This window comes from Pseudomonas sp. GW821-FHT09C10 (assembly GCF_059418085.1).
In genome coordinates, this window is the sequence record NZ_JBWKPE010000021.1 from 1 (window position 1) to 26,471 (window position 26,471).

Below are 26,471 nucleotides of genomic sequence, written 5' to 3' on the forward strand. Positions count from 1 at the left end.
GCAGCCTCATTTGCTGTCAAGTGATTATTTTCAGAAGCTTTCGAAGATTTCTTCAACAACTTCAACCACTTGCGCTTGCGATCTCTCGTCAGCGGGAGGCGAATAATACAGTATTGAATTACCTGGTCAACCCCTCTTCTGGAAAATCTTTTCCCTAACAAAGAACCCCCCGCCGCAACGCAATGACGCCCTCCTTTAAAAGAAGGGCGTCGTTGCGTCTATATAGATAGAAGGTGAACTTGGCCAACAGGGGATTCGGCTGCCAAGGATCACGGCGGTGTTCCCGTGAAGTCAGGCGACTCTTTAATACCGCAGGAGTGCCCGGTACGCAGGGGGTCTTTGTTTTCACGCCCAGAACAGGGATCATCGCCCTCCCCCACCCCCAGAGGAACCGAGACCATGGAATTGACGCTGGAAGCTGTTGCGCTCTTTGCACTCAAGCTCGTGCATGAGGAGGACGGTGGCAGCCCGGTGTTGAGGGACGACCTGGTGATGGATAGGTATGAGCGGGAGGTGTTCGGGTTGCTGGTGCGACAGGGGGATCTGCCGAGCGTTCTGCTGAAGATAGACGAATGTGTGGTGCAGGCGCTGGCCGCTTTGGGTGGGGCCGATACGGTATTGGGACGTGAGCTGCAGCGGTTGTCTACCGACGTACAGCAAGCCTCCACGCTGGAGGAACTCAAGCCACTGCTCGCGACACTGAAGGACTACCTTAAAGCCATTCAATAACGGACTCACCACAAGGACCTTCACATGATCGACTTCAACAACAAAGGCTTCTTCAAACTCAAGCAAAACAACGAATACGCCGAACGCGTCGCGGCCCTGCTGCTGGACGGAGAAGAAGTCATCGACGCCTACAAAGCTATGCGCGACGGCGTGGTATTCACCACCAAACGCATCATCGCAGTGAACGTACAAGGCATAACAGGCAGCAAGAAGGACTTCACCTCGCTGCCGTACAAGAACATCGTCGCGTACTCGGTGGAAACGTCCGGGACGTTTGACCTGGATTCGGAACTGGAGATTTACTTTTCGTCGCTGGGAAAAGTGAAATTTGAATTCACCGGCAAAACCTCGATTGTTGAAATCTCGCGCTTGATCTCCAAGCACTTGCTGAGCTGATCAGCAGGCATGCTTCAGAGCATCACCGATGACGCCTATTGATCGTCATCCGAGCTGTTGAACCGAGCCCGATCACCTAAAAGTAAGCCGACGCTGACTACACGCAAACTCATCAAATAAATGGAGCCCCCAGTCAACAGCTGACGCTTCACCGCCACTGAAGTGAACGTGACAGTAAACCGTGCCAGCGGCCTGTGGTCGTTCGATTTCGCGCCGATGTAACGTTGAACCGCGCGGCGAGCAAATCGCCGCGCGCCTTACCTGGCCACACTCTCCACCACTACCTGTTGCCTGATTTCTCGCCGACATGGATACAGTGAGTGTCATGCCAGTTGAAAACCCGGCCTTCACCGACAATTCCCACATTTGAGTCACTGAACGAAACAAACGAAAATCGAAATAATCGAAGCAGCGCGACTGACTCAAACATCAGTCTACTTTTCCGACACTAGCCAACGAATTAAGCCGACATCAGCTTCTGATCCCCCCTCGTAGCCTCACTCCCTCGCACAAGGAAGTGAGCCATCCATGTCAGAACGCTTTTATCCCCCCACCGAAGAAGAGTTACTCAAACAGCGAATCCTGACCCCACAGTCGTCGCATGCGCCGTATTCGCCGTTTGTTGATTTTTTCGAGCCACCCCATGCCCCGGTAACCACGCCAGCCAAACCTCCCGGCTGCGTCTTCATCAAGCCCTGCCAATTGCCTGACGGCATCACCCATTACTTCAACCCCGCCGGTTATGTCTCGTTGGAGCTGATCAAAGAGTACGGCAATTTAAGCCTGCTAGGTGGGCGTGAGGTAGACGGTCGGCGCGCAGTTGCCTTGCGCAAGATCGGTGGCAGTGCACTACCGGCGGGTCTAGGACAGTTGGCGTTGCGTTCGGCGTTTTTTGAGTCGGCAGCCACTGCAGTCGGGTCCGTCGCCGGTGGCCTGTTGACGGGTTTGGTGGCGTTGGCCTGGCCATCAGAGTTGGGAGATAGCGCGCTCTACAGCGAGGCACAATTGCGTTCGATGCAAAGGGCGCGTTCGCAGATGCGCTTGCATATCGAGCAACGCGAGGACGGCACGCTCAAGGGGTATGGGTTTTACACCGGCAATAATCCTGATTGGCAAATGATTGATGTGGTGCAGTTCCAAAGCCGTGGCGATCAGTTTGTGGCGGATTTGGGTGAGGGTGTCGAGCTGATCTGGACACCCGCCGTTGATCCAAGTGACACGCTGGGTATTCCGACCCTGGAGGCTGCGCCGCAAGCACCGGTGATCTGGATTTACCCACCGACGGAGAAAGCGGCGCAGATTCTGGTAAACCCGATTTATCCGCCGGAGTATCGGGATTTTATTCTGGTGTTCCCGGTGGAGTCGGGGGTTCGACCGCTGTATGTGGTGATTAGTGTCAAGGCTGGGGATCACAAGTACCACAAGGCTCCAAATACTGAACAAATAACTGGCTTTGGAAACCTGATAAAAGCAAAACCCATGACTCCCAGACAGGGCGGTGCCGGGCTGAGAGAGCGTTGGATTGAGGAAAAAGGCAGGAAGATCTATGAATGGGACTCCCAACATGGAGAGTTGGAAGTTTATCTCGCAAGTGATGGGAGCCATTTAGGTGCGTTCAGTCACATAACCGGCGAGCAGCTAAAAGAGCCGAAGAAAAAACGAAACATCAAAAAATATCTATGAGGGACACATGGGACTAAAAATGAGATTGGAATGGTTCGACAGAACCACAGAGTGGCTACGCGGAACGGAGGACTCAGCGGACCTAGGAAACGACTACTCCGTGATTTCTAAACTTGGACTGTCGATAGACGAGGACGTCAATAACGGTATGTTTGAACTGCGGCGGGAATGGCTATCACTGATACAGACACACTTCTCTCATGAAATTGCTCTTTCAGAAAGCGACTACTTCATCGCGTTTGATTACGAAGGTGCAAACGAATAACACAGACTTAGAGAATTCGTCTTCATGCGCAGACTGTCGTTCAGGCAGGCCTCCACGAGTTGGCTTTCACTTCATCCTCCACGAGGACGAAAAAGGAAACGTTTTCGATCAGAGCATTGGTACTCCGGCGAAGTCAGCACGACCGATGAAGACCCTGGCGGATAGCGCTGGAAGTATCAAACCTTCACGTCCTTCCAGGCGCAGCATCCGCATTTGTTCGGCCGTCCACCTAACCCTCTTTCGCCTCACTCCCCAATCAGAACCCGTTTCCCCGGATCCGTAATATCAAACACCTGCTGCGCACACGCCGAGGGTTTGAACTGGAACTCCACCAGATACACCTTGCCCTTTTCAGGCTGGAAGCGACTTAACAGAGGCCCGCAAATGGCGTAGATGCCAGGGCGTGAGTCGGTGGACGAACTGGCAACGGTCAGCTTCTTGCCAGGATCTGCCTGGATCTCCAACTGCGGGAAGCGCTTGAACCCAGCGCTGGCCACCGTCTGGTTGAGTTTTGCAATCCAGTTGAAGACGCGGCCTTCACCTGCATCCATCACCGTGCCCAGGGTTTCCATGCGTTCATCGGGGTCGCCTTCGCGGCGTATCGAGAACTCGACGGGAGCGGTGCCGCCATAGGCTTTCATGATGACTTTGGCGTGGTCCGCATCGACGGCCACGGTTTTCTGACGCAGCTGGATGCCATCCTTGAGCAGGCTGGGCGATGAGTCTCGCTGGTTGGATTGACAGGCACATAGCGCCAGGACCAGGGACAGCAGCGCGATTCGCTTCACGGGAGGATGTCCTTATCAGGGTGAACGATGATGACTGGACCTGTGATTAAACAGAATGTTCCGCCATGATCGCCTCAGGTCTCGTTAAACACCAACCGCGCACACAGCCCGCCCTGCTCCCGGTTATGCAACGCCAACCGGCTGCCGATCTTGCCCACGATCATCTCCACAATCGCCAGCCCCAGCCCAGCGCCATTGGCATTGCCACGGCTGTAGAACCGCTCGAACAAACGCCCCATTTCCGCCTCATCAATGCCCGGGCCCTGGTCCTCCACGCTCAGGCAATGGGCGCCAATGACCACTTTGACTTCGCTGCCCGGCGGGGAGAAGTTGAGGGCGTTGGTCACCAGGTTTTGCAGGGCGATGGCCAGCGCCACCGGTTCGGTTTCGATCCAACAGTCTTCATCCCCTTCCAGCACCAACTCCACGCCTTTCTCCATGGCCAGCGGTGTCAGTTCGGCGAGTTCTTCGCGCACCAGTTCGGTGAGTTGTACACGGCTGCGCTTGGGGTTGTTCAACTGTGGTTCGATGCGCGCCATGGTCAACAGTTGGCTGCCAATGCGGGTGGCGCGGTCGACGCCGTTGACCAGGAAGTCCAACGCTTCGCGCCGCTGGGCCTCGGTACCGGCGCTTTGGGCGTTCTGCGCGTGGATGCGCAGGATCGCCAGGGGGGTGCGCAGTTCGTGGGCGGCGTCGGCGATAAAACGGCGTTCGCGTTCCAATAGATCATCCACCTGGACCAACAGCCGGTTGAGCGCGGTTTGCATCGGCTCCAGGTCGCTGGGCAGCGGCTTGAGGTGCAGCGGTTGCAGGGTCTCGGCGGTTCGCCCGCGAATCTTGCGGGCCATGGCGCGCAGGGGTTTGAGGCCCCAGCCGATCACCAGCCAGATCAACACCGTGAGCAACGGCACGCCGATCAATGTAGGCCAGAGGGTGTGGCGCATGATGCGCTGGATCACGTCCTGGCGAATATCGTCGCGCTCGCCCACCCAGATCAGCAGGCCCTGTTGCGGATCGGCGAGGAGAAAGGCGCACCAGTCGTTGCCGTTGTCCATGATGTCGTGGGAGCCGAGGGTAGCCGGCGGTGCGGCCAACACCGGCGCTTCGGTGGAGCGTACGAGCAATTGGCCGTCGCTGCGCCACACCTGGAAGGTCAACCGGGTTTCATAAGGGTGAGCGACGCCGCCTTCGCCGACACGGCTCATGGCCTGATCGAAGGCCTGGTACAGCCGGTCCCAATCAGCCTCGCCGGGGTCGCGTTGGCGCAGCACGCCTTGCAACAGGCGCGCGCTTTGGGCGAGTTGGGCGTCGTAGACTTCTTCGATTTCGTGGTGGCTATCGCGCAGCACCAGCCAGCTGATCAGCGCGTCGCCCAACAGGATCAGCACCAGGACAGGGATGAGGATACGAGCACGCACGGAGGTCATGGTTTGAGCGCCAGTACATAGCCAACGCCGCGCACGGTGCGGATCAGCTCGGTGGATAACTTTTTACGCAGGTTATGGATCAACACTTCCAAGGTGTTGCTCTCGACCCGGTCCTGCCAGCCATACAACGCGCGGGACAGGCGCTCGCGGGTCACCACTTTGCCGGGGCGCACCATCAGTTGGTGCAGCAGTTGGTACTCCATCGGCGTCACGATGATGTCCGCGTCCAGGTACCGCACCTGTTGGGTGGCCGGGTCGAGGCTGACGCCGGCATGTTCCAGCATCGGTTGCGCGCGCCCCTGGCTGCGGCGCAGCAGGGCACGCACGCGGGCCTTGAGTTCTTCCACAGCGAAGGGCTTGACCAGGTAATCATCGGCACCGGCATCCAGGCCGGCAATGCGCTCGGCGGTGCCGTCGCGGGCGGTGAGGATCAGTACCGGCAGGTCGTGCTGCTCGGCGCGCAGTTGCTGCAACAGGTCCAGGCCATCGAGGCGCGGCAGGCCGAGGTCGAGCAGCAACAGGTCGAAGCTTTCCGTGCGCAGGGCATGCAGGGCCGCAACGCCATCCTGCAACCAATCCAGGGTGTAGCCTTCAACGCCCAATGCCACGCGAATCCCTTGGCCAAGGGCGCGATCATCTTCGACAAGGAGTAGGCGCATAGCAAAGTCTCTGTAGGAATCGGCGGCATCATGCCGGGTTCTGGGCGGGGCTATTCCAGCAAAGATGTTACGGCGCGTTGCCAACTAAGGTTGCCCTAAGGTTGGTTTTGCACTGTTAAATCTCCCACATCTGCTGAGAGCTTTTCCATGCGCAAAATTCTCCTGCTGTCCCTGATTATCGCCAGCCCCCTGGCCGTTGCCGGTCCGCAATGCACCACCGCCGAACGCTCGCAATGGCAAGACGAAAAAACCTTCCAGGACAAGCTCAAGGCCGAAGGCTACGAGATCAGCAAGTTCAAGGTCACCGATGGCAACTGCTACGAGATCTACGGCTTCGACAAGGACAAGCGCAAGGTCGAGATCTACCACGACCCGGTCACCGGCAAGGCCGTGAAGACTGAGATCAAAGGCTGATGCCAGGCGAATCCCTGCGCCTGTGGGACCCACTGGTGAGGCTGTTTCATCTGTCGATCGCCGGGGTCTTCGTCGCCAATTACTTCTTTAACGAAGCGGGCGACGACTGGCATGTCTGGCTGGGCTACTACGCCATGGCCTGGCTGCTGGTACGAACGGTGTGGGGATTCATCGGGCCGCGCAGTGCACGCTGGGCGGACTTCTGGCCGACCCCGAAACGCTTGAACACCCATCTGCGCTCGCTGCTCAACCGCCGCCCGCAGCATCGCCTGGGCCATTCGCCCCTCGGTGCGCTGGTGATGCTGTCGATGTTGCTGGCGTTGCTGACCATCGGTGTCAGCGGCTTTTTGATGCAGGAAGTGGATGCCCTGTGGGGCGCCGATTGGCCCCTGCAAATCCATGAGACCGCCGCCAATGTGCTGCTGGGCCTGGTGTGCATCCATGTGCTGGCCGCGGTGTTTGAAAGTATCCAGGTGCGGGACAACCTGCCGTTATCCATGCTCACCGGTCGCAGGAAGCGCCTGCCGGATGAACGTGCGCAGTAATCCTTTTCTCGACAGGTCCTCTATGCGCTCCGCCTTACTGATCTGCAGCCTGCTCGCCGTCTTCGTCGCCGCGTGGCTAAGCCATCCGCCCCATGTGCTGGCCCCCTTTGCCCAAGTGACGCCAAACACCTCGAAGGTGGCGGCGGCGCCGCAATACACCAGCCGTTTTGTGTCCTCGCAGCTCACGGACTTTGTGCACTCTTCCTCCGTCACCGCCCTGCCCGGCGGCGACTTGATGGCCGTGTGGTTTGCCGGTTCGCGGGAAGGCGCCGCCGATGTGCAGGTGCGCACCGCACGCTTCGATGCGCGCAGCGGCGAATGGGGCACCGAGCAGGTGCTGGCCACGCGGGAAAGCACCCGCGACGGCACCCAGCGCTATATCCGCAAACTCGGCAACCCGGTCATCGCCCTCGGGCCGGATAAACGCCTGTGGATGTTTTATGTGTCGGTGTCGGTCGGCGGCTGGGCCACCAGTGCGATCAACCTGATGGTCTCGGATGACCTCGGCGCCAGTTGGTCCGCGCCCCGGCAGTTGGTGACCTCACCGTTTTTCAACATCAGTACCCTGGTACGCGCCGCGCCGGTGTTCCACGCCGACGGCTCCATCGGCCTGCCGGTGTACCACGAGTTCATGGGCAAGTTTGCCGAGTACCTGTACTTGAGTGCCGACGGCGCGGTGATCGACAAATTCCGCATCAGCCGCGGCAAGAATTCCCTGCAACCGACCATCGTGCCGCTGGATGGCAAGCGTGCCGTAGCGATGTTGCGCTACGCCGGCGACACCCACCACCGCGTCCTGGCCAGCCGCACCGAAGATGCGGGGCAAACCTGGAGCGAGCCATACCCCCTGGAACCGGCAAATCCCAATTCATCGTTGGCGGCGGTGGGTACCGAGGATGACGGGCTGCTCGTGGCCCTCAACGACCTGCAGGACGGCCGCTTCAAGCTCAGCCTCTACGGCACCGACGCCCAGCTCAGCCAATGGCGCACTGTGGTGCAACTGGATGAGTCACCCGACCCGCTCGGCCAACCGTTCTCCCCCGAGGCCTATAAAGCAATCATCGGCGAAGGCTTCCGCGCCTCCAGCGGCGCCAAACGCCTGCCGCTGGAACAGCGCTTTCTCAGCAACCTCGACTACCGCGTGTGCAAACCCCGGGGCTGCGATTTCGAATACGAGTACCCGTACTTCAGCCGCAGCCCGGACGGCATGTACCACGTGGTGTACTCGTGGAATAACACCTTTATCAAACATGTCAGCTTCAACGAAGCCTGGCTGGCGGAGCGTCTGTGATGGTTTCTGTGTGGCAGGCCCATTTGAGTTTTGTGCTGCTGGGGTTTGTGCTGTTGAGCGCGCTCAGGTTTACCGCGCCCTGGCGGCCATGGCTGCTGCCGGTGCTGGTGGCGGTCAGTTTTATCCCAGTCAACGCGCTGCCGCTGGCGGCGTATGTGCGCAGCTTTACCGACGATTTGGCAATCAGCACATTGGTGTTGTTGGCGTGGGTCGTGCTCAGCCGCCTGGGCTTAGTGCAACCACTCGCTCATCGGCATCAAGTGCAGACGTTGCTGCTGTTTGGCCTGCTGAGCCTGGTGCTGTACCCGGCCACCTTGGGCCTGACCTACTTCGACCCGTACCGCTGGGGCTTCAACCCGCGACCGATGATCGTGCTGGTGGCGGCGGCCGCACTGTTGATGCTGTGGCTGCGTAATACGCTGGCGGTGTGGATGTTGGCGATGGGCACGTTGGCTTTTGCGTTACGGCTCAAGGCGTCGGAAAACTATTGGGACTATCTGGTCGATCCGTTGCTGACCGGTTACTGCCTGATCGCCGGCGCGGGGCTGCTGATCAGCGCCGCCTGGCGCCCTCTTTTGAAATGGCACCGGGGTCAATGATGAGTGCGTTGCAATCACGCCGCCTGCGCTACGGCCTGGGCGCGATCGGGTTGGTGTTTGTGTTGCTGGCTGCGTTGCGGCTGGTGTTTGTGCTGGTTTTTTCCGACCTGCCCTTGAACACCCCGGCGCTGCTGGAAACCCTGGGAATCGGCCTGCGTTTCGACCTGCGCCTGGCGGTGTTGCTCCTGCTGCCGCTGGCCGCGCTGGCGTGGTTGCCGCGCTGGAACCTCACCACCCTGCCGGCCCTGCGCTGGCTGGCGCGCGCTTATCTGGTCATCGCACTGGCGGCGGTGGGGCTGGTGTACATCATCGACTTCGGCCACTACGCCTACCTCGGCGTGCGTATCAATGCGACGGTGCTGCGCTACCTGCAGGATGCGCAGATTTCCCAGCAGATGGTGTGGGAAACCTACCCGGTACTGTGGATAACCGCCTGCTGGCTCGCGGCAGTGACGCTTTGGGTCTGGGCATTGGTCTGCCTGGAGCGGTTGACCCTGGATCGAGCGCCCGCCCTTATCGGCAAACCGGCACTGGCGGTGGTGAGTGTGATGGGCGTCGTCGCGGTGCTGCTGGCCCTGCTCGGCCGTGTCGCCCATCTCAACCTGGAAAACCCGGTGCCCCTGCGCTGGAGCGATGCCTTCTTTGCCGGCAACAGCCAACTGGCCGCCGTGGGCCTGAACCCGGTGCTGTTTTTCTATGACACGCTCAAGGTCGGCCAATCGCAGTTCGATGAGGCCCAGGTCCGCCAGTATTACCCGCAAGTCGCCCAATACCTGGGCGTGACCCAACCCGATGCCCAGTCCCTGGACTTCATCCGCGAACAAGGCGTGCAGCCCTATCGACTGGCCGGCGAGCGCCCACCCAACGTAATTTTCGTGATGCTCGAATCCCTCGGCACCAGCGCCGTAGGCGCCTATGGCAACCCGCTCAACCCCACGCCGAACCTGGACAAACTGGCGACGCAAAGCTGGTTCTTCAAACACTTCTATGTGCCTGTCACCGGCACGGCCAAAACCGTGTGGGCCAGCATCACCGGCGTGCCCGACGTCACCCGCCAGGAGACCGCCACGCGCAACCCGCTGATCACCCGGCAACACACATTGATCAATGCATTCGAGGGCTACCAGAAGTTCTACATGATCGGCGGCAACGCCGGCTGGGCGAATATCAATGCTCTGATCCGCCAGAGCATCGACGATGTGCAACTGTTCGAGGAGAGCGACTGGCAGTCGCCACGGGTAGACGTGTGGGGAATTTCCGACCTGGACCTGTTCAAGGAAGCTGACGATCTGCTGAGCACGCTTCCCAAGGACCAACCGTTCTTTGCCTACCTGCAAACCTCCGGCAACCATCGCCCCTTCACCATCCCCAAACACAACGATGGCTTCCAGCTCAGCCACGTGACGCTGGAACAGGCCCAGGCTGCGGGGTCCCGCAGTGTCGAGCAGTACAACGCCGTGCGTCTGCTGGACTACAACATCGGCCGGCTGATGGACATCGCCAAGGCCGGTGGCTACTACGACAACAGCATCTTTGTGTTCTTCGGTGACCACAACACCCGCATCAGCCAGATCCCGCACATGGCGCCGGCCTTCGAACAGCTGGGCCTGGAAAGTAACAACGTGCCGCTGCTGATCCACGCACCCGGCCTTGCGCCGCGGGTGATCGAAGAAGCGGTGGGGCTGGCCGACCTGCTGCCCACCGTGGCCGGCATGGCAGGCGTACCGTTCCGCAACGGTGCGATGGGCCGGGACATCCAGCAACCGGCGCCCGAGGGCGAGCGCGTGGTGCCGCTGGTATTGCGCGAAGGCACCTTCCCGATCATCGGCGGCGTGACCCGGCACTTTTTGCTGCAGATGCAGCACGACGGCAGCTCACCCACCTTGCATGACCTGGCATCACTCACCCCGCGTGACGATGTGGCCGCGCAGCACCCCGAGGAGTTCCAGCGATTGCAGGCACTGACCCGTGGGCTGCACGAGAGTGCGCGGTTGATGCTGTTCAGGAATGTGCGTGAGTGATTACTTGGGTTGGAACGTCTCGAGGTACGCCAGGATATTGTCGATTTTTTCCGGGTCGCTGATGCCCCAGAAAATCATGCGCGTACCACTCACCACCTTTTTGGGCGCTTCGATGTAGGCCGCGAGCTTGTCGCGGGTCCAGACCACACCGGAGTTTTTCATCGCGTCCGAATATTGATAGTCGGTGGTGGTGCCGGCAGGTCGGCCGATGATGCCGTTGAGCTCCGGGCCAAAGCCACCGCGTGCGCCTTCGCCGACGCTGTGGCAGCCGCCGCAGGTCTTGGTGAAGAGTTTGCCGCCGGCCTCGGCATCGCCGGCGGCATTGGCGGCGCCGGTATTAAGAATCAGCGCAAGGGTCAGCAGGACGTACTTCATGGGTGACTCCACATCGGTGTTGGCGGCGATTATGCCGGTTTGTCAGGAGCGCATGCCCATCCAGATCACCGCTTCGGTCCACGCCGTAACCACCGGCGTCAGCGCACGGAACCAGGGATCCTGCACATCGATCTGCGCAGCCGAGTGGTCATGGTGGTGTTGCTCTTCTTCAACGATGGAAGCAATGGCCGCCACGGCCAGTGGGTCGATTTCGCGTAACGCATGAAGCTGATGGGCCAGGTGCTTGAGCACCACGCTTTCCACCGCGACGGTGGTGGCAACAATAGCCTTGCGCCCGCACACCCCGGTGAGCAGACCCAGCACCAGTCCGCCAAGGCCGCACAGCCAGTAGCTGCGGCAGCGTCGGTAACCCCGTCGTTGCAACTCGGCCTGGAACACCGCGCGATGGCGACGTTCGTGGGACAGGAATTCCTCGAGCTCACCCACCATGCCGGGTACAAACAATCGCGCCATAAACAGCTGGCCGCTGTAGATACAGATCGCCCCATGCTCGCCGGCGTGGTCGACTTTGATCATGCGATTGCCCAGGTCAGGGTCGATCAAGGGGGCTGCGGAAGCGTTCACGGTTGACGACCTTGTGCGAGGGCCCACGGGATTCGGGCCGATCCTGATTGCAGAACGCCGGTATCCTGCCGTACCTCCGCGCAAATGCGCAACCTAGACCCTCAAAACTGACCACCCATCGCCCCATACGCATCCAATCGAACCTATCCGACCCTGTTCCACTCCACCTTACTGAACCCTGATGGTGGAGTAAGGATCATGGCTCAGCCATCGATTTTGGTATTGGAAGACGACGAGATCATTCGGTCGTTGATGGTGGATGTACTGGAGGATTTCGGCGCGGTTGTGACGTCTTTTCCTTCAGCCGATGAAGGAATGATTTACCTGGAGCGCGGCGATGATCCGGTGGACTTGATTGTCAGCGATGTGCAGATGCCGGGGTTGCTCAACGGCTATGACTTGAGCCGGGTAGTGGCTCATCGCTGGCCGTCGGTGCCGGTACTGCTCACCTCCGGCAATGCCAAACTTGCACAGCAATTGGGCGGCTCCGTGCGGTTTCTGCCCAAGCCGTGGAGCACCGAACATTTGCTTGAGTGTGTGCAAACGGCGCTGACTCAGCAGGGCTCATCCATGCATTGATAGCTTCGCGATATCACTTTTGCCGAACTTCACAGCCTGCCTTGTGGTCACTTGCATCAGCAGGGAGCGACTTTTCTGATCCGCTGGTCAGCCTTTTCGTCTTGTGCGTTCAGCTGATGCTCACCTGTTGTGTAGAATTGTCGCCTTTTACAACGCGTCATTCATGGCCGGAAGGCCCACAGTTCGAGCTCATTGCATGCATTCACAGGCCCATGATGATGGTGCGCCCTCATTGCTGGACGCGTTGCGCGCAGGCACCGGCCTATTGCACGTAGCCTTGGAAGAACGCCTGCCGTTTTTTTCCGAGGAGCTGGATGCCGACTGGTATCGGCGCCTGATCCAGGCGTATTACGGGTTTTACCGGCCGATTGAAGCAGCGCTGTACGGCTGTGAGTTTATCCCTGAAGGCTTCGACCCGGCGTTGCGTATGAAAACGCCGACGCTGATCAGCGATCTTCACGCCCTTGGCCTGGACGCCTGCGCGATCAACGCCTTGCCGCATTGTGGGCAATTGCCCGCTTTCGACACCCCCGCCGCCTGCCTCGGCGCCTTGTATGTGCTTGAAGGCGCGACCCTGGGCGGCCAGGTACTGCGTCGGGAAATGGCTCGACGCCTGGCGCTGGACGCCGATAACGGAGGGGCATTCCTCGATGTATACGGTGCCGAAACCGGTCGGCGCTGGAAAGATTTTCTCGACTACCTGGGCCGCCTGCCGCTGGACGCGCCAGCCAAACAGTGCGCGGTGCACGCGGCCCGTTCGACATTCAGCTGCTTTGAGCAATGGCTCGACAGCCAGGAGGTACTGCTATGAAACCCGAAGATTTTGAAGAACTGCTTGCCAACTGTGCCGACGAGCCCATCCGCTTTCCAGGGGCGATCCAACCCCACGGTGTGCTGCTGACGTTGTCGGAGCCCGACCTGAACATCATTCAAGTCAGCACTAACGTCGCCAGCCTGTTCAACCGCGCCCCCGAGTCGTTGCTGGGCCAGCCACTGCACACGCTGATCGGTGCCGAGCATGCCCAGGCCGTGCAGGCCATGGCCGAACACAACAGCTTCTTTGATGCGCCGCCTTTGCACGTCACCCTCAACGGCGCCGAGTTCGAAGGCCTGTTGCACCGCCATCAGGACGTGCTGGTGCTGGAATTCGAACCGCGGCTCAAGGACTTCCGGCCACGGGCCCTGAAAGGCCGCAGCAGTGACTTGGGCAAGATGCTGCAACGTTTGCAATCAGCGAAAACCCTGCAAGCGCTGTACGAAATCAGCGTGACTGAAATCCAGGCCATGACCGGTTACGACCGGGTGTTGATCTACCGCTTCGAAGAAGAAGGCCATGGCCAGGTGATCGCGGAAGCGTCGGCACCGTCCATGGAGCTGTTCAACGGGCTGTTCTTCCCCGCGTCCGATATACCGGAACAGGCCCGCGAGCTGTATCGCACCAACTGGTTGCGCATCATCCCAAATGCGGCCTACGAGCCGGTGCCATTGCTGCCCAAGCTGCGCCCGGATACCGGCGAACCGCTGGATTTGAGCTTTGCCACCCTGCGCAGCGTGTCGCCGATTCACTGCCAGTACATGCAAAACATGGGCGTGCTGTCGTCCATGAGCATTTCGCTGATGAAGGGCGACAAGCTCTGGGGCCTGATCAGTTGCGGCAATCGCGAGCCGCTGCTGGTACCCAATGATTTGCGCATCACCTGCCAGACCATCGGCCAGGTGCTGTCATTGCAGATCAGCGCCATGGAAGCCCTGGACCTGAGCCGTCAGCGGGAAGAAAAAGTCGAGGCCCTGGCGTTGCTGGATAAAGCCATGAAGGCCTCCGAAGAAAACGTGTTCGACGGCCTGGCCCAGCGCGGCCAGGTGCTGATGGACCTGACCTTGTCCGGCGGCGTGGCGATCATCGAAGACAAGCAATTGCACCGCTACGGCAACTGCCCGGAACCGGCGCAGATCCGGGCCTTGCACAAGTGGCTGCAGGACAGCGGCGAGCCGGTGTTCTCCAGCCATAACCTGGTGTCGATCTACCCGCCAGGCGCCGAGTTCCAACAGGTGGCCAGCGGTGTCCTGGCCATGAGCCTGCCAAAGCCTGTGGATAACGGCGTGCTGTGGTTCCGCCCGGAAGTGAAAGAAAACATCAACTGGAGTGGTGACCCGAAAAAGCCGCTCGACCTGGAAAACTCCGATGCCGGCCTGCGCCTTCGCCCACGTACCTCGTTTGAAATCTGGAAGGTGGAGATGGCCGGTATTTCCACCAAGTGGAGCCATGGCGACCTGTTCGCCGCCAACGACCTGCGCCGCTCTGCCTTGGAAAACGACCTGGCCCGCCAGGTGCTGCGCGAACAACAGGCCGTGCGCGCCCGCGATGACCTGGTGGCGGTGGTGTCCCACGACCTGCGCAACCCGATGACGGTGATCTCCATGCTCTGCGGCATGATGCAAAAGGCCTTCAGCTCCGACGGCCCGCACACCTCGCGACGCATTTCCTCGGCCATCGACACCATGCAACAGGCCGCCGGACGCATGAACATCTTGCTGGAAGACTTGCTCGATACCTCGAAAATCGAGGCCGGGCGCTACGTGGTCAAACCCGTGGCCCTGGACGTCAGCCAAATGTTCGAAGAGGCCTATTCCCTGCTCGCGCCGTTGGCGATGGAAAAAGGCATCGACCTGTCGTTCAACGCCGAGCCTGGCCTGCAGATCAACGGCGACCCGGAGCGGCTGTTCCAGGTGCTGTCGAACCTGATCGGCAATGCCATCAAGTTCACTCCGCGCCAGGGCAATATCGGCATCAGTGCGATGACCAATGGTGCAGAGATCGTGTTTTCGGTGCGTGACTCAGGCGAAGGTATTGCGCCTGAGCAACTGCCCCACGTGTTTGATCGCTACTGGACCCAGTCGGAAAACAATCCCACCGGCACCGGCCTGGGGCTGTATATCACCCAGGGGATTGTCCAGGCCCATGGCGGCAAGATCATGGCTGAAAGTGAAGTGGGCCGTGGCAGTGAGTTCCGGTTTACGGTGCCGAAGGTGATTGAGGACTCCCATACCTGACCGCCCCTGTGACCAGCGCCGGTTACACCGGCAACACCACCACCGCCTCCAACCCACCACCCTGGCGCTCCGACAGGGTGAGTGTGCCGCCGTGCTCCAGCACAATCGCACGGGCGGTAGACAGCCCAAGTCCGACGCCGCCGGTGCTTTTATTGCGTGAATTTTCGAGGCGGTAGAACGGCAGGAACACCTGTTCGCGATACTGCGCCGCGATCCCCGGGCCGCGATCCAGCACGCGGATCACCACTTCAGCCGGCCCTTGTTGCAGTTCGATTTCCGGCGCCCGACCGTAGTGAATGGCATTGTCCATCAGGTTGGTCATCACCCGCTTGAGGCCCAGGGGCCGGCCAAAGTACACCAGGCGCGGCGGTCCGCTGAAAGCCAGTTCAATCGCCTGGTCGCGGTAGTCGTCGATCAGGGTTTGCAGCAGTTCCGCCAGGTCCAGCTGGGTGGCCTGCTCCAGGCGTGCGTCGTCGCGGAAGAACGCCAGGGCCGTGTTGATCATGGCCTGCATTTCATCGACATCATTGAACAGCCGGCGTTGCTGGTCGGCATCTTCGATGAATTCACCGCGCAGGCGCAGGCGGGTCAGGGGCGCACGCAGGTCGTGGGAGATGGCCGCGAGCATTTGCGTGCGGTCCTGGATAAAGTGCCGCAACTGCGCCTGCATGCCGTTGAACGCGAGGATTGCCTGGCGGATTTCGTGGGGCCCGACCGGTTCGATGGGCGGCGCGCGGAAGTCGGCGCCAAAGCGCCGCGCACCCTGGGCGAAGTGTTGCAGGGGGCGAGCCAGGCGACGGGTCGCGACCAGGGTGACCAGCGCGGTGGAGATCAGCACCAGCAACACCACGATCACACTGCGTGCACCCTCGTCCAAACCCCAGCTGCGCGCACGTGCGCTGAACATCAGCCAGGATTGATCGGCCAGTTGCATCAGAAGCACATACTGCCCGTTGCCACCTGGCCAGTCGGACGGTTCGTAGGCTTCCATGGGCCGGGTCGGTCCCTGAAGCAGGTGCTTGAACGCTTGCTCCCCCGAATCAAAGTCCGGGTCGTTCAGCACGGGCAAATCAAAGGCCGCGCGCTGCGCTACCCACGTCACGCTGAAGGACTCATCGCCCATCACCTGAGCCAGGTGTGCTCGCTGGGCAGACTGCGACGCCTCGACCGCGCGCACCACCACGGCGATCTTTTCCAGCAAGCCGATTTCGGTCAACGGTGGTCGTGCCCACACGCCCGCCAATTGTACGAACAGGGCGTTAAGCGCCAGCGCGGTAAACATCGCAACCAGGATGGTCAGGGCGATCCAGCGCGCTACGGTGTCACGCGGGCGGCGGCTCATGAACGGCTCACGCTGGCCGTGAATTGGTAACCGCCATTGCGCACCGTGCGGATCATGGCCGGGCGCTTGGTATCGAACTCCAGCTTGCGCCGCAGGCGGCTGACCTGCACGTCGATGCTGCGGTCGAACGCGTCATGGCTATGGCCCCGCGCCAGGTTGAGCAGTTGTTCGCGGGTCAGCACGCGCTGGGGGTGTTCGACGAAGACCAGCAGCAGGTCGAATTCGCCGGATGACAGCGGGATCATCACCTCGTCGGGGGAGCGCAGTTCACGGCGCGTAACGTCCAGTTGCCAGCCCGCAAAGCAAATCAAGGGACGGGCAGACTCGCCCAACACCGGCCGCCCCTCGCCTGCCCGACGCAATACCGCACGCACCCGCGCCAGCAGTTCACGGGCGTCGAAGGGTTTGCTCAGGTAATCGTCGGCGCCCATTTCCAGGCCTACCACGCGGTCACTGAGTTCGCCCATGGCGGTGAGCATGATCACCGGTGTTGCGTACTGCTGGCGCAGGCGCTGGCACAGCAACAAGCCGTTCTCCCCCGGCAGCATCAGGTCAAGAATGATCAGGTCGGCGGGATGACGCTCCATGGCGGCCCACAGCTCGGTGCCACCGGCGACGGTCTCGACCGCATAGCCATGTTGCATAAAGAATTTCTTCAGCAGCGCGAGGACTTCAAGGTCATCGTCCACGATCAAAAGGTTGCTCACAGGCGGGCATCACTGGGTGTTGTCGATGCGCCATCTAAAACCATTCGACGCAGCCCGTCATATATTTCAATCGTGCAATAAAGCGTCAGCGCCGCAATAAACCAGACATCTTTGCGCAAGGGACGGCTGCCAGCATCGGTCTCCCTTTTGCGGAGACCGTGCTTATGCGCTCGCTGACCTATCCCCGGCACCTGGCTCGTCAGGTCGTGCTGTTGTTGACCGTGTCTTACCTCACGGGCTGCGCCAGCCCGGCCCCCTCGGGCACCACCACCCAGTGCGCACAGGTGAATTACCCGGTGTATGACCCGGCCGAACCGCTCAATCGCGGGGTGTTTGCCTTCAACCGGACGGTGGATAACTACGCCCTGGCGCCGGTAGCACGTGGCTACCGCTACCTGCCGGATTTTTTCCAGCAGGGTGTGCATAACTTCGCGAGCAACTTCGGCGAGCCGAAGGTGTTTATCAATGACCTGTTGCAAGGCAACCCAAGGCGCTCGGTCAATACCCTTGGGCGTTTTGCGCTGAATACCACAGTAGGGGTGGTGGGACTGATCGATGTATCAGACCGCGTGGGCATCCCGCGCCATAGCGCCGACTTCGGCCAGACATTCGGCGTATGGGGCATCGGTAACGGGCCGATTGTCGAACTGCCACTGCTGGGTACCAGCAACAGCCGCGATGCGGCGGGCAAGGTCTTGAGTTTCCTGGTCTCGCCGTTGGGAGACAGTGACACCGTACAGACCCTGGGCACCCTCAGCCTGGTAGGTGGCACCGTGGACACGCGGGCATCGCTGTTGCCGCTCACCGACAGCCTGCAAAAATTGCCGGACTACTACAGTGCATTACGTAACGTGGTCGCGCAAAACCGCGCGGCCTTTGTGCTGGAAGGCAAGCGCGGCGCGACTTCCCCCAAAGTTGACGAATGCACCAAAAGCAGCGCTGATGATTTCTGAGGGGAATAACACGCCGTCGTCATCATTTGCAGCGAGGCGTTTATAGGTCCCCCCTCTTACCCTTCTGTAGGCTTGACTGCGCTTCACTGCTCACGGTGAGGTGTCCAACCGACAGAAGGATTTCCCCATGATTGACTCCATCTTTCACACACTGAATATGAATCGCGCACTGAATGTGCGGCAAGAGTCTGAGGCGCACCGGCGCCAGAATCGCAGCATCGAACCCATTCAGGAGAGATCCTCCACCATCGAATTGGGCGGCATCGCAGCGAAAGACACGCACAAGAATCAGGGCACACTGGTTAGCATTGGAGGAAAACTGCTTTGACACATCACAAAGGGCAGCCATTCGGGCTGCCCTTTGCGCCGTATTAACAAAATGCTGACATTCACTGCGATAACCTCGCCGGCTCTATAGCGCCTGGAGCCTCTGCCTACATGTCTCAACCAGATACTTTGCCCGACGTTCTGGCAGGCCCGTTACTGCGGCGCCTGGAGCCCCGACGGCTGGTGCTGTGGCTGGTGGGCAGCCGGGCGCTGGCACTGACCCTGAAGCTGTACATCGACGGGCAGCCCCGCGATATCCCGCTGGATCAGGGCCAATGCAAAACCGTACCCGTAGGCCGCCACGCCGTTATTCATTTGATCGATGTACCGTTGGACGACGCCCTGCCCTTGGACGTGGGGATCGGCTATGACCTGCTGATTGAAGACACCGGCATTACCGAGTGGGCACCGCACCTGCTGTACACCGACACACACTGCCCAAGTTTCGTACTGCACAGCCACATCCATCAACTGGTACACGGCTCCTGCCGCAAACCTCACCACAGCGCCGACGAAGGCCTGCTCTGTGTCGATCGGCTGCTGGCCGATGCGCCGACCCCGGCCGACCGCCCAGCCTTGCTGATGATGAGCGGCGACCAGGTGTACGCCGACGATGTGGCCGGGCCGATGTTGCGGGCGATCCATGGGCTGATTGCGCGCCTGGGCCTGTTCGACGAGTACCTGGAAGGCGCCGTGGTAGAAGACAGCGCCAGCCTCTACGGGCATCGCGCCAGCTACTACCACCGCGCGGACCTGCTACCCGCGCTGGACAGCAACGAGACCTTGCGCGAACGTTTTTTTGGCGGCGTGAAAAAGCCGATTTTCACCAGCAGCACCGCCGACAATCACCTGGTGACGTTCGCCGAAGTCATGGCGATGTACCTGCTGGTGTGGTCGCCCACCCCTTGGTCCCTGATCGCCGTACAGCCACCGCAACTGAACGCCGATGAAACTGCGCGCTATGCCCGCGAACAGGTGCAGGTGGATAAATTTCGCGATGGCTTGCCGGGCGTGGCGCGGGTATTCGCCCATCTGCCCACCTTGATGATCTTTGACGATCACGACATCACCGACGACTGGAACCTCAGCGCGCAATGGGAAGAAACCGCCTACGGCCATCCGTTCTCCAGACGCATCATCGGTAACGCCCTGCTGGCATACCTGCTGTGCCAGGGCTGGGGCAATAACCCGGACGCCTTTGATGAGCTGGTGGGCCACACCCAGGCACTGGCCATTCAGGCGCAGAACAATCACTTGAATGCCCAGGCACAGGATGCTTTGCTCGCGGCGCTGCTGAAGTTCCAGCAGTGGCACTACGTACTGCCCACCACCCCGGCCCTGGTGGTGCTCGACACCCGCACCCGGCGCTGGCGCAGCGAATTCACCCTCAAGCAACCCTCCGGCCTGCTGGACTGGGAAGCCTTGAGCGAACTGCAACAGGAACTGCTCGACCATCCTTCGGCCATCATCGTCTCCCCCGCGCCGATCTTCGGCGTCAAGCTGATCGAGACCGTGCAGAAAATCTTCAGTTGGTGCGGTCACCCGTTGCTGGTGGACGCAGAAAACTGGATGGCCCATCGCGGTGCGGCCCAGGTGATCCTCAATATCTTTCGCCACTCGCGCACACCGGGTAACTACGTGATCCTCTCGGGGGATGTGCACTATTCGTTCGTCTATGAAGTGCTGATCCGCCATCGCAACGCCGGCCCCAGGATCTGGCAGATCACCAGCAGCGGCATCAAGAACGAATTCCCGCCGCGCTTGCTGGAATGGTTCGACCGCCTCAACCGCTGGCTGTACTCGCCGCGCTCGCCCCTCAACTGGTTCACTCGCCGCCGCACCATGCAGGTGGTGCCGCATATCCCGGAGCATGCCGAGGCCGGTGAACGGTTATGGAATTCGGCAGGCATCGGCCAAGTGTTCTTCAACGAGCGGGGGCAGCCTGACACGATCTACCAGCACAACGCCGACGGGAAGGCGCGTACGAGGATGATCGCGCCGAAGCAATAGCCCATGGCCACCCTCCTGTAGCCGTCCATCCGCCCTATTCAAAGCGCACAAGCTCCGTTGTACAGTAGCTCCAGCCACGGAGTATCGGCATCAATATGACTGGCCTTGGACGCCAGCCCATGCAAGGAGCGCACAGATGGACGATACCTCCGACAACGGTAATTTCTCCCACCTCAATGCTGACATGCTGCATACCGTGCTGGAGCTGGTCAGCGACGGGATCTGGGACTGGAACGCCAATACCGGGTTCGTCTACCGCAACCCGGGTTGGTACGAAATGCTGGGCTACCCCCGCCACTCCCTGGAAAACAGCGTGTTCACCTGGGAGACCGTCATCCACCCGGAAGACTACCCCCACGTGATGACGCTGTTCGATGACTACATCCACCGTCGCGCCCCCCATTATCAAATCGAATACCGTTGCCGCAAAAAAGATGGCAGCTACCTGTGGATCGAAGACCGGGGCTACGTGATTGCCCGTAACCCCGATGGCTCGGTGGCGCGGATGGTCGGCGCCCATCGCGATATTCATATACGCAAGTGCTCCGTCGAACAGCTGGAGCGGCGCAACCAATCCCTTGAGGCACTGGTGGCCGAGCGCACGCGCGAGTTGTCACGGGTCAACCAGCAGTTGCAATTACAGCTGGACGAAAACCGCTCCCTGGCCGAACGGGATGCCCTGACCCTTGTTGCCAACCGCTATCGCCTGGAAAAAGTCCTGCTGGAAGAATGCGACCGCGCCCAGCGTTTTCGCCTGCCGCTGGCATTGATCGCGATGGATATCGATGACTTCAAGCCCATCAACGACCGGCACGGGCACGGCGTCGGCGACCAGACCCTGGTGCAGGTCGTGGAATGCCTGGAAAGCTGCCTGCGCCAAGGCGATCTGCTGGCCCGCTGGGGGGGCGACGAGTTCATGGTGGTCCTGCCCAAGAGCTCGCTGGAAACCGCCACGCAGTTAGCCGAGACCATCTGCCAGACGATGCGCAAGCGGCCGATGCGCGGCGACCTGCCCGTGACCCTGAGCCTGGGTGTGGCCGAGCGCCATATGGATGAATCCCCCGCCGCCCTGATGGCGCGTGCCGATCAGGCGTTGTATCGCGCCAAGGCGGCGGGGAAAGATGGCGTGTCGGCGTAAGCCGAGCCTGTCAGCGCACCGGTGGCGCGTACTGGATGCCGCCGTTGCTCCACAGGGCATTGAGCCCGCGCTTGATCTTCAACACACTGCCTTGGCCGATGTTGCGCTCGAACACTTCACCGTAATTACCCACCTGCTTGACGATCTGCACCACCCAATCCTTGCGCAGCTTGAGGTCCTTGCCGTACTCGCCGTCGGCGCCCAGCAGTCGCGCTATATCCGGATTTTTCGTGGTCTTGGCCTGCTCTTCGACGTTCTGCGAGGTGATGCCCATCTCCTCGGCGTTGATCATCGCAAACAGGGTCCACTTGACGATGCTGAACCACTCGTCATCGCCCTTGCGCACCAGCGGCCCCAGCGGCTCTTTGGAAATCACTTCCGGCAACACCACGAACTCATCCGGGTGGGCCATCTTGATCCGTTGGGCATACAGCCCCGACTGGTCGGTGGTGAGCACATCGCAACGCCCGGCTTCAAGGCCCTTGGCGCTTTCGTCGGCGGTGTCGAAGGTTATCGGCGTGAACTTCATGCCATGTGTACGAAAATAGTCGGAAACGTTGAGTTCGGTGGTGGTGCCGGCCTGGATGCACACGGTTGCGCCGTCCAGTTGTCTGGCGGCGGTGACCCCCAGTTTGTTGTTCACCAGAAAGCCGATGCCGTCATAGTAGGTCACCCCCGTGAACACCAGGCCCATGCCCGAGTCGCGGGAGCTGGTCCAGGTGGTGTTGCGCGAAATCACGTCGATTTCGCCGGACTGCAGGGCAGTGAAACGCTCCTTGGCGGTCAGTTGGGTGAACTTCACTTTGGATGCGTCACCGAATACGGCGGCCGCAACGGCGTGGCACACGTCCACATCGATGCCGGTCATCTTGCCCTGGCTGTCAGGCACGCCAAAACCTGGCAACCCGTCGCTGACCCCGCACTGGATAAACCCTTTTTTCTGGATCGCGTCCAGGGTCGAACCGGCGTGCGCGGTACCGGCCAGGCCAAACATGGCGGCGGCACTGATCATGGCCAAGGTAATGTTGAATCGGTTCATGCGAGGCTCTCCCTGTCGTTTCTTGTTATTCGGCGCCACACCGCCCGCGCCGGCTTCTGATGCTGCCGGGGGAGTATCGACGGGTTTACCGCGTGGCCACAAACGACCTTTTGGCAACAGCTCCTTCCGATTTGGAATGACCCGGCGACTTTATTTCGTTTGCGGCAGGGCGTGGCCCACGGCTTAGATAAAAATATACCCGCCACTGCCGAGTCCGAGATTCATGAGCCGCGAAACCATCAGCCAGTCGATTTCCATCGTTCATCCCATCAGCCTCAGCCATGGCAGCAACGCCGAGGTCTGGGACACCACGGGCAAACGCTATATCGACTTTGTCGGCGGGATCGGCGTGCTCAACCTTGGCCATTGCCACCCGGGCGTGGTGGCGGCGATTCGTGAACAGGCGACGAAGTTGACCCACTATGCGTTCAACGCTGCACCGCACACGCCCTACATCGAACTGATGGATCGCCTGACCGGGTTTATCCCGGTGGACTACCCCGTCAGCGGCATGCTCACCAACAGCGGTGCGGAAGCGGCAGAAAACGCCTTGAAAATCGTGCGCGGCGCCACCGGCCGCACGGCGGTGATCGCCTTTGACGGCGCCTTCCACGGCCGCACCCTGGCCACCCTCAACCTCAATGGCAAGGTGGCGCCCTACAAACAAAAGGTCGGCGTCCTGCCCGGCCCGGTGTATCACCTGCCCTACCCCAGCGCCGATAACGGCGTGAGCTGCGCTGAAGCGCTGAAAGCCATGGACCGCTTGTTCAGCGTGGAAATCGACGTCGCTGACGTCGCCTGTTTCATCATCGAGCCGGTGCAGGGCGAAGGCGGTTTCCTGGCGCTGGATATCGAGTTTGCCCACGCCCTGCGGCGCTTTTGCGATGAACACAATATCCTGCTGATTGCCGATGAGATCCAATCGGGCTTCGGGCGCACCGGCCAGCGTTTCGCCTTCTCACGTCTGGGCATCGAACCGGATCTGATCCTGCTGGGCAAAAGCATCGCCGGCGGCGTACCGCTGGGTGCGGTAGTCGGGCGCAAGGCCTTGATGGACAACCTGCCCAAAGGCGGCCTCGGTGGTACTTACTCGGGTAACCCCATCGCTTGCGCGGCGGCATTGGCCACCCTCGATGCGATGACGGACGAACACTTGCAGGCCTGGGGCTCGCAGCAGGAAGAAGCGATCGTCGCCCGCTATGCCGCCTGGCGTTCGCAGCACCTGTCGCCGTACCTGGGTCGCCTGACCGGCGTCGGTGCCATGCGTGGCATCGAACTGGCCAACGCCGACGGCACGCCCGCGCCCCGGCAACTGGCCCAATTGCTGAGCCTGGCGCGAGACGCCGGGCTGTTGTTGATGCCCAGCGGCAAGTCGCGGCACATCGTGCGCTTGCTGGCACCGCTGACCATCGAGCCTGCGGTGTTGGAAGAAGGACTGGATATTCTCCAGGCGTGCCTGAAGCAGTTGGTTTGACGCTCTGCATTCGCCGGTCGGCAGCCTTGACCTGATCCCCCTCCCCGCTGAAAATGCGCGACGCTTTTTTGTCTTCCGTTTACTGAAGTAGTGAAATTTCAATGTCCGATTCTTACACCGAACACTCCGCCGAAGAATCCGTAGTCGCCTTGCACGCCAAAGCTGAATACGAAAACGCCATCAATCTTTCACAGCATGTGCCAGCCGCCAAGATCATCAGCGAGATGGTGCTGGACGCCTTTCACACCTCCAAGGAAAGCGACCAGATCCGCGAACTGCGCGTGGCCATCCGTCAGGCCCACGACGCCTTCGACGACGACAAGGCCTACGACCTGATGGGCCAGCTCAAGCAGCTCAAGGACGCCGAAGCCGCTGACAACCTCGCCCTTGAAGACCTGAGCAGTAAGTTCTCCATCAGCCGCATCCTGTCGAGCTTCAAGGATGATCCTGAGTTTCAGGAGCTGGTCTACGGGCTGGCCCTCAAAGTGCTGAACCAGTCTCACCAGGCCATCAGCAACCCAAGCGCCGGCAAAGGCAAGGCCGCCCGCCCCAAGAAAGAAGCCGAAGTGTTTGTGATCAGCAAGGACGGCATCAGCGTCACCCTGCCGCTGCGCACGCCACGCTCGCGGTTGAACGTCGACCGTGAGGCGTTTGAGTTCCTGGGCTTCAGCTTTGTAGGCGAAGGCGACGAAGCCGAGCTGGAGGTTGAAAGCTTTGTGGATAACGCCGGCGTCGAGCAGCCGCTGAGCCGCAAGAGCGTGATTACTGCGCTGCAACAGCAGACGGCGTTTGAGGGCTACAGCATCGCGCAGCAGTGACATCCCTGAACTGATGTGGGAGGAAGAAAGCCCCCTCCCACGTCGGCGCTAGACCGTCGCCGCAAACACCTCGCGAAACCGCTCCATCTCCCGCTTGTTCCCCACCGTCACGCGCACCCACTGCGGCCAGTTTTTCCACACCCGCCCGATGAACACGCCCTGTGCGGCAAGCTTGTCGATGACCTGCTCGGCCGGTTGCTTCACGTCGATCATGAAGCAGTTGGCCTGGGACGCCGTGCAGGTGAAGCCACGGCCCTTGAGCCAAGTGATTGTTTCATCGCGCAACTGGGCATTGAGCGCCTTGCGTTGTGGCAGCAGCTTTACGTCTTCCAGGCTGGAGAGGCCGCCGAGCAGGGAAGAACCCGCCGGGACATTGTCACCGCCGAATACCGCCAGCCGTTCCAGCAGCGCCGGGTGGCCGATCGCCAGGCCCAGGCGGGCGCCGGCCATGCCGTAGATTTTCGAGAAGGTGCGCAACACCAACAGGTCGTCATGGTCCTTGACCCAGCTCACCACGCTTGGGGTGTCGGCGAAGTCGATGTAGGCCTCGTCCACCACCAATACGCTGCCTTTGGGCTTGTTCGCCAGCGCCTGGCGAATAGCCTCAGTGGAGGTGATGGTGCCCGTCGGATTGTTGGGATTGCAGACATAGAGCATCCCCGCCTGAGGATCGGCGGCGAGCATGGCGGGAACGTCGTGGGCGTGGTCGGCGTCAAGGTCCACTTCGCGCACCGGCGCCTTACGGGACTCGGCGGCCTGGCGCGGTACTTCGTAGGACGGCGTGGCCATCACCAGGCCGCGGGTTTCGCTGGTGAACGCCAACACCGCGTAGCGCAGCGCGGCCATGGAGCCGGCGAATACCGCCACCTGCTCTTCGGCAATCCCGTGCTGCTGGGCAAACAGGCCGGCCAAGGCGTACATATGTTTGTACGGATACCGCCCGGCTGTCGCGATGCCGCGCTGCATCGCTTCGCGGGCCGCCGTCGAAGGCCCGTAGGGGCTTTCGTTGTAGTTGAGCAGTACCTTGTCAGTCTTGGTCGGCGCGGGTGCGGCGAGCGCCCAATCCAGGCGCCCGAGCAAAGGCAGGGCGGCGCCAAGAGCGAGAAGGGATCGACGACTAACGCTGACCATGGTGACTACTCCTTGTAGACGGGTGAGGAATTCGCACAGCTCGTATAGAAGGGTATGACGAGACAAGGAACGAAGGATTTAACCGAGCCGCCATGAAAAAGCCCCGTACAACGTGCGAAGACGGG

The 26,471-nt window shown here is 60.7% G+C and carries 27 protein-coding genes; 18 read left to right on the forward strand and 9 right to left on the reverse strand.

Annotation, left to right across the window (positions count from 1 at the left end):
* Positions 1-399 precede the first annotated feature (399 nt).
* The 4 genes from AC07OT_RS28965 to AC07OT_RS28980 all read left to right on the forward strand — a co-directional run bounded on the left by AC07OT_RS28965 (position 400) and on the right by AC07OT_RS28980 (position 3,073).
* Entirely contained in the window at positions 400-729 is a 330-nt protein-coding gene (locus tag AC07OT_RS28965; RefSeq protein WP_495109691.1) for a hypothetical protein, read from the forward strand.
* A gap of 24 nt (positions 730-753) precedes the next feature.
* Entirely contained in the window at positions 754-1,125 is a 372-nt protein-coding gene (locus tag AC07OT_RS28970) for a PH domain-containing protein (RefSeq protein WP_027607590.1), read from the forward strand.
* A 528-nt stretch (positions 1,126-1,653) separates the two neighbouring features.
* The gene (locus AC07OT_RS28975) at positions 1,654-2,808 is read left to right on the forward strand and encodes an S-type pyocin domain-containing protein (protein ID WP_495109692.1); all 1,155 of its coding nucleotides are present in this window, start codon (positions 1,654-1,656) and stop codon (positions 2,806-2,808) included.
* 19 nt (positions 2,809-2,827) lie between these two features.
* Entirely contained in the window at positions 2,828-3,073 is a 246-nt protein-coding gene (locus AC07OT_RS28980; protein ID WP_371856066.1) for a colicin E3-like toxin immunity protein, read from the forward strand.
* Between the two features lie 245 nt (positions 3,074-3,318).
* Here the strand turns inward: AC07OT_RS28980 and AC07OT_RS28985 are convergent, their stop codons facing one another.
* The 3 genes from AC07OT_RS28985 to AC07OT_RS28995 all read right to left on the reverse strand — a co-directional run bounded on the left by AC07OT_RS28985 (position 3,319) and on the right by AC07OT_RS28995 (position 5,947).
* Complete coding sequence (locus tag AC07OT_RS28985) at positions 3,319-3,861, reverse strand: hypothetical protein (protein ID WP_495109693.1); 543 nt, start codon at positions 3,859-3,861, stop codon at positions 3,319-3,321.
* 74 nt (positions 3,862-3,935) lie between these two features.
* Positions 3,936-5,288, reverse strand: coding sequence for a sensor histidine kinase (locus AC07OT_RS28990; RefSeq protein WP_495102749.1), 1,353 nt, complete (start codon positions 5,286-5,288; stop codon positions 3,936-3,938).
* The gene (locus AC07OT_RS28995; RefSeq protein WP_495102750.1) at positions 5,285-5,947 is read right to left on the reverse strand and encodes a response regulator; all 663 of its coding nucleotides are present in this window, start codon (positions 5,945-5,947) and stop codon (positions 5,285-5,287) included. The genes AC07OT_RS28990 and AC07OT_RS28995 overlap by 4 nt, the downstream gene beginning before the upstream one ends.
* A 147-nt stretch (positions 5,948-6,094) precedes the next feature.
* Between AC07OT_RS28995 and AC07OT_RS29000 the strand changes: the two genes are divergently transcribed.
* Genes AC07OT_RS29000 through AC07OT_RS29020 form a run of 5 tightly spaced genes read left to right on the forward strand, consistent with a single transcriptional unit; the run spans position 6,095 to position 10,817 of the window.
* On the forward strand, positions 6,095-6,361 hold the full coding sequence (locus AC07OT_RS29000; RefSeq protein ID WP_167656666.1) for a PepSY domain-containing protein: 267 nt from the start codon (positions 6,095-6,097) through the stop codon (positions 6,359-6,361).
* The gene (locus tag AC07OT_RS29005) at positions 6,361-6,906 is read left to right on the forward strand and encodes a cytochrome b/b6 domain-containing protein (RefSeq protein ID WP_495109694.1); all 546 of its coding nucleotides are present in this window, start codon (positions 6,361-6,363) and stop codon (positions 6,904-6,906) included. The genes AC07OT_RS29000 and AC07OT_RS29005 overlap by 1 nt, the downstream gene beginning before the upstream one ends.
* A 22-nt stretch (positions 6,907-6,928) precedes the next feature.
* Positions 6,929-8,197: a sialidase family protein gene (locus AC07OT_RS29010; protein WP_495109695.1), complete on the forward strand. Its 1,269-nt coding sequence runs from the start codon at positions 6,929-6,931 to the stop codon at positions 8,195-8,197.
* Positions 8,197-8,796, forward strand: coding sequence for a hypothetical protein (locus AC07OT_RS29015; RefSeq protein ID WP_495109696.1), 600 nt, complete (start codon positions 8,197-8,199; stop codon positions 8,794-8,796). Before AC07OT_RS29010 ends, AC07OT_RS29015 begins: the two co-directional genes overlap by 1 nt.
* A complete protein-coding gene (locus AC07OT_RS29020; protein WP_495109697.1) occupies positions 8,796-10,817 on the forward strand; it encodes an LTA synthase family protein in 2,022 nt (673 codons plus the stop codon). The genes AC07OT_RS29015 and AC07OT_RS29020 overlap by 1 nt, the downstream gene beginning before the upstream one ends.
* Here AC07OT_RS29020 and AC07OT_RS29025 read toward each other — a convergent pair whose 3' ends face one another.
* Positions 10,818-11,192: a c-type cytochrome gene (locus AC07OT_RS29025; RefSeq protein WP_027607602.1), complete on the reverse strand. Its 375-nt coding sequence runs from the start codon at positions 11,190-11,192 to the stop codon at positions 10,818-10,820.
* Between the two features lie 42 nt (positions 11,193-11,234).
* A complete protein-coding gene (locus AC07OT_RS29030; RefSeq protein ID WP_223841625.1) occupies positions 11,235-11,777 on the reverse strand; it encodes a demethoxyubiquinone hydroxylase family protein in 543 nt (180 codons plus the stop codon).
* A gap of 198 nt (positions 11,778-11,975) precedes the next feature.
* Between AC07OT_RS29030 and AC07OT_RS29035 the strand changes: the two genes are divergently transcribed.
* The 3 genes from AC07OT_RS29035 to AC07OT_RS29045 all read left to right on the forward strand — a co-directional run bounded on the left by AC07OT_RS29035 (position 11,976) and on the right by AC07OT_RS29045 (position 15,407).
* Positions 11,976-12,356, forward strand: a complete 381-nt coding sequence (locus tag AC07OT_RS29035) for a response regulator (protein ID WP_027607604.1) — start codon at positions 11,976-11,978, stop codon at positions 12,354-12,356.
* Positions 12,357-12,552: 196 nt separating this feature from the next.
* A complete protein-coding gene (locus AC07OT_RS29040; RefSeq protein ID WP_495102754.1) occupies positions 12,553-13,167 on the forward strand; it encodes a biliverdin-producing heme oxygenase in 615 nt (204 codons plus the stop codon).
* A complete protein-coding gene (locus AC07OT_RS29045; RefSeq protein WP_495109698.1) occupies positions 13,164-15,407 on the forward strand; it encodes an ATP-binding protein in 2,244 nt (747 codons plus the stop codon). The genes AC07OT_RS29040 and AC07OT_RS29045 overlap by 4 nt, the downstream gene beginning before the upstream one ends.
* Positions 15,408-15,429: 22 nt before the next feature.
* On the opposite strand, the gene AC07OT_RS29050 is transcribed toward AC07OT_RS29045, so the two are convergent.
* Both AC07OT_RS29050 and AC07OT_RS29055 read right to left on the reverse strand, forming a co-directional pair.
* A complete protein-coding gene (locus AC07OT_RS29050; RefSeq protein ID WP_495109699.1) occupies positions 15,430-16,749 on the reverse strand; it encodes an ATP-binding protein in 1,320 nt (439 codons plus the stop codon).
* A complete protein-coding gene (locus AC07OT_RS29055; protein ID WP_495109700.1) occupies positions 16,746-17,456 on the reverse strand; it encodes a response regulator in 711 nt (236 codons plus the stop codon). Before AC07OT_RS29055 ends, AC07OT_RS29050 begins: the two co-directional genes overlap by 4 nt.
* Positions 17,457-17,620: 164 nt before the next feature.
* Between AC07OT_RS29055 and AC07OT_RS29060 the strand changes: the two genes are divergently transcribed.
* The 4 genes from AC07OT_RS29060 (at position 17,621) to AC07OT_RS29075 (ending at position 21,884) form a co-directional block, all read left to right on the forward strand.
* Positions 17,621-18,409, forward strand: a complete 789-nt coding sequence (locus AC07OT_RS29060) for an MlaA family lipoprotein (RefSeq protein WP_495109701.1) — start codon at positions 17,621-17,623, stop codon at positions 18,407-18,409.
* A gap of 127 nt (positions 18,410-18,536) precedes the next feature.
* Positions 18,537-18,737, forward strand: a complete 201-nt coding sequence (locus AC07OT_RS29065; protein ID WP_065939035.1) for a hypothetical protein — start codon at positions 18,537-18,539, stop codon at positions 18,735-18,737.
* A gap of 110 nt (positions 18,738-18,847) precedes the next feature.
* On the forward strand, positions 18,848-20,746 hold the full coding sequence (locus AC07OT_RS29070; protein WP_495109702.1) for an alkaline phosphatase D family protein: 1,899 nt from the start codon (positions 18,848-18,850) through the stop codon (positions 20,744-20,746).
* A gap of 136 nt (positions 20,747-20,882) precedes the next feature.
* Positions 20,883-21,884 carry a diguanylate cyclase domain-containing protein gene (locus AC07OT_RS29075; protein WP_065939033.1) on the forward strand — a complete coding sequence of 334 codons (1,002 nt, stop codon included), beginning with the start codon at positions 20,883-20,885 and terminating at the stop codon, positions 21,882-21,884.
* A gap of 10 nt (positions 21,885-21,894) precedes the next feature.
* Here the strand turns inward: AC07OT_RS29075 and AC07OT_RS29080 are convergent, their stop codons facing one another.
* On the reverse strand, positions 21,895-22,923 hold the full coding sequence (locus AC07OT_RS29080; RefSeq protein ID WP_495109703.1) for an amino acid ABC transporter substrate-binding protein: 1,029 nt from the start codon (positions 22,921-22,923) through the stop codon (positions 21,895-21,897).
* Between the two features lie 223 nt (positions 22,924-23,146).
* Between AC07OT_RS29080 and AC07OT_RS29085 the strand changes: the two genes are divergently transcribed.
* On the forward strand, positions 23,147-24,397 hold the full coding sequence (locus AC07OT_RS29085) for a 2-aminoadipate transaminase (protein WP_495109704.1): 1,251 nt from the start codon (positions 23,147-23,149) through the stop codon (positions 24,395-24,397).
* Between the two features lie 101 nt (positions 24,398-24,498).
* Positions 24,499-25,215: a hypothetical protein gene (locus AC07OT_RS29090; protein WP_115488660.1), complete on the forward strand. Its 717-nt coding sequence runs from the start codon at positions 24,499-24,501 to the stop codon at positions 25,213-25,215.
* A gap of 48 nt (positions 25,216-25,263) precedes the next feature.
* On the opposite strand, the gene ptaA is transcribed toward AC07OT_RS29090, so the two are convergent.
* Entirely contained in the window at positions 25,264-26,346 is a 1,083-nt protein-coding gene (ptaA, locus tag AC07OT_RS29095; protein ID WP_495109705.1) for a pyoverdine biosynthesis transaminase PtaA, read from the reverse strand.
* Positions 26,347-26,471: the final 125 nt, after the last annotated feature.

Excerpts from the sequence above, each read along its gene's own strand:
- AC07OT_RS28970 (WP_027607590.1), top strand. The coding sequence starts at position 754 with ATGATCGACTTCAACAACAAAGGCTTCTTCAAACTCAAGCAAAACAAC.
- AC07OT_RS29065 (WP_065939035.1), top strand. The coding sequence starts at position 18,537 with ATGATTGACTCCATCTTTCACACACTGAATATGAATCGCGCACTGAAT.
- AC07OT_RS29080 (WP_495109703.1), bottom strand. The coding sequence starts at position 22,923 with ATGAACCGATTCAACATTACCTTGGCCATGATCAGTGCCGCCGCCATG.
- AC07OT_RS29020 (WP_495109697.1), top strand. The coding sequence starts at position 8,796 with ATGAGTGCGTTGCAATCACGCCGCCTGCGCTACGGCCTGGGCGCGATC.
- AC07OT_RS29010 (WP_495109695.1), top strand. The coding sequence starts at position 6,929 with ATGCGCTCCGCCTTACTGATCTGCAGCCTGCTCGCCGTCTTCGTCGCC.
- AC07OT_RS29045 (WP_495109698.1), top strand. The coding sequence starts at position 13,164 with ATGAAACCCGAAGATTTTGAAGAACTGCTTGCCAACTGTGCCGACGAG.
- AC07OT_RS29005 (WP_495109694.1), top strand. The coding sequence starts at position 6,361 with ATGCCAGGCGAATCCCTGCGCCTGTGGGACCCACTGGTGAGGCTGTTT.
- AC07OT_RS28980 (WP_371856066.1), top strand. The coding sequence starts at position 2,828 with ATGAGATTGGAATGGTTCGACAGAACCACAGAGTGGCTACGCGGAACG.
- AC07OT_RS29015 (WP_495109696.1), top strand. The coding sequence starts at position 8,197 with ATGGTTTCTGTGTGGCAGGCCCATTTGAGTTTTGTGCTGCTGGGGTTT.
- AC07OT_RS29025 (WP_027607602.1), bottom strand. The coding sequence starts at position 11,192 with ATGAAGTACGTCCTGCTGACCCTTGCGCTGATTCTTAATACCGGCGCC.
- AC07OT_RS28965 (WP_495109691.1), top strand. The coding sequence starts at position 400 with ATGGAATTGACGCTGGAAGCTGTTGCGCTCTTTGCACTCAAGCTCGTG.
- AC07OT_RS29090 (WP_115488660.1), top strand. The coding sequence starts at position 24,499 with ATGTCCGATTCTTACACCGAACACTCCGCCGAAGAATCCGTAGTCGCC.
- AC07OT_RS29035 (WP_027607604.1), top strand. The coding sequence starts at position 11,976 with ATGGCTCAGCCATCGATTTTGGTATTGGAAGACGACGAGATCATTCGG.
- AC07OT_RS29070 (WP_495109702.1), top strand. The coding sequence starts at position 18,848 with ATGTCTCAACCAGATACTTTGCCCGACGTTCTGGCAGGCCCGTTACTG.
- ptaA (WP_495109705.1), bottom strand. The coding sequence starts at position 26,346 with ATGGTCAGCGTTAGTCGTCGATCCCTTCTCGCTCTTGGCGCCGCCCTG.
- AC07OT_RS29060 (WP_495109701.1), top strand. The coding sequence starts at position 17,621 with ATGCGCTCGCTGACCTATCCCCGGCACCTGGCTCGTCAGGTCGTGCTG.
- AC07OT_RS29000 (WP_167656666.1), top strand. The coding sequence starts at position 6,095 with ATGCGCAAAATTCTCCTGCTGTCCCTGATTATCGCCAGCCCCCTGGCC.
- AC07OT_RS28995 (WP_495102750.1), bottom strand. The coding sequence starts at position 5,947 with ATGCGCCTACTCCTTGTCGAAGATGATCGCGCCCTTGGCCAAGGGATT.
- AC07OT_RS28990 (WP_495102749.1), bottom strand. The coding sequence starts at position 5,288 with ATGACCTCCGTGCGTGCTCGTATCCTCATCCCTGTCCTGGTGCTGATC.
- AC07OT_RS29040 (WP_495102754.1), top strand. The coding sequence starts at position 12,553 with ATGCATTCACAGGCCCATGATGATGGTGCGCCCTCATTGCTGGACGCG.
- AC07OT_RS29050 (WP_495109699.1), bottom strand. The coding sequence starts at position 16,749 with ATGAGCCGCCGCCCGCGTGACACCGTAGCGCGCTGGATCGCCCTGACC.
- AC07OT_RS29075 (WP_065939033.1), top strand. The coding sequence starts at position 20,883 with ATGGACGATACCTCCGACAACGGTAATTTCTCCCACCTCAATGCTGAC.
- AC07OT_RS29085 (WP_495109704.1), top strand. The coding sequence starts at position 23,147 with ATGAGCCGCGAAACCATCAGCCAGTCGATTTCCATCGTTCATCCCATC.
- AC07OT_RS28975 (WP_495109692.1), top strand. The coding sequence starts at position 1,654 with ATGTCAGAACGCTTTTATCCCCCCACCGAAGAAGAGTTACTCAAACAG.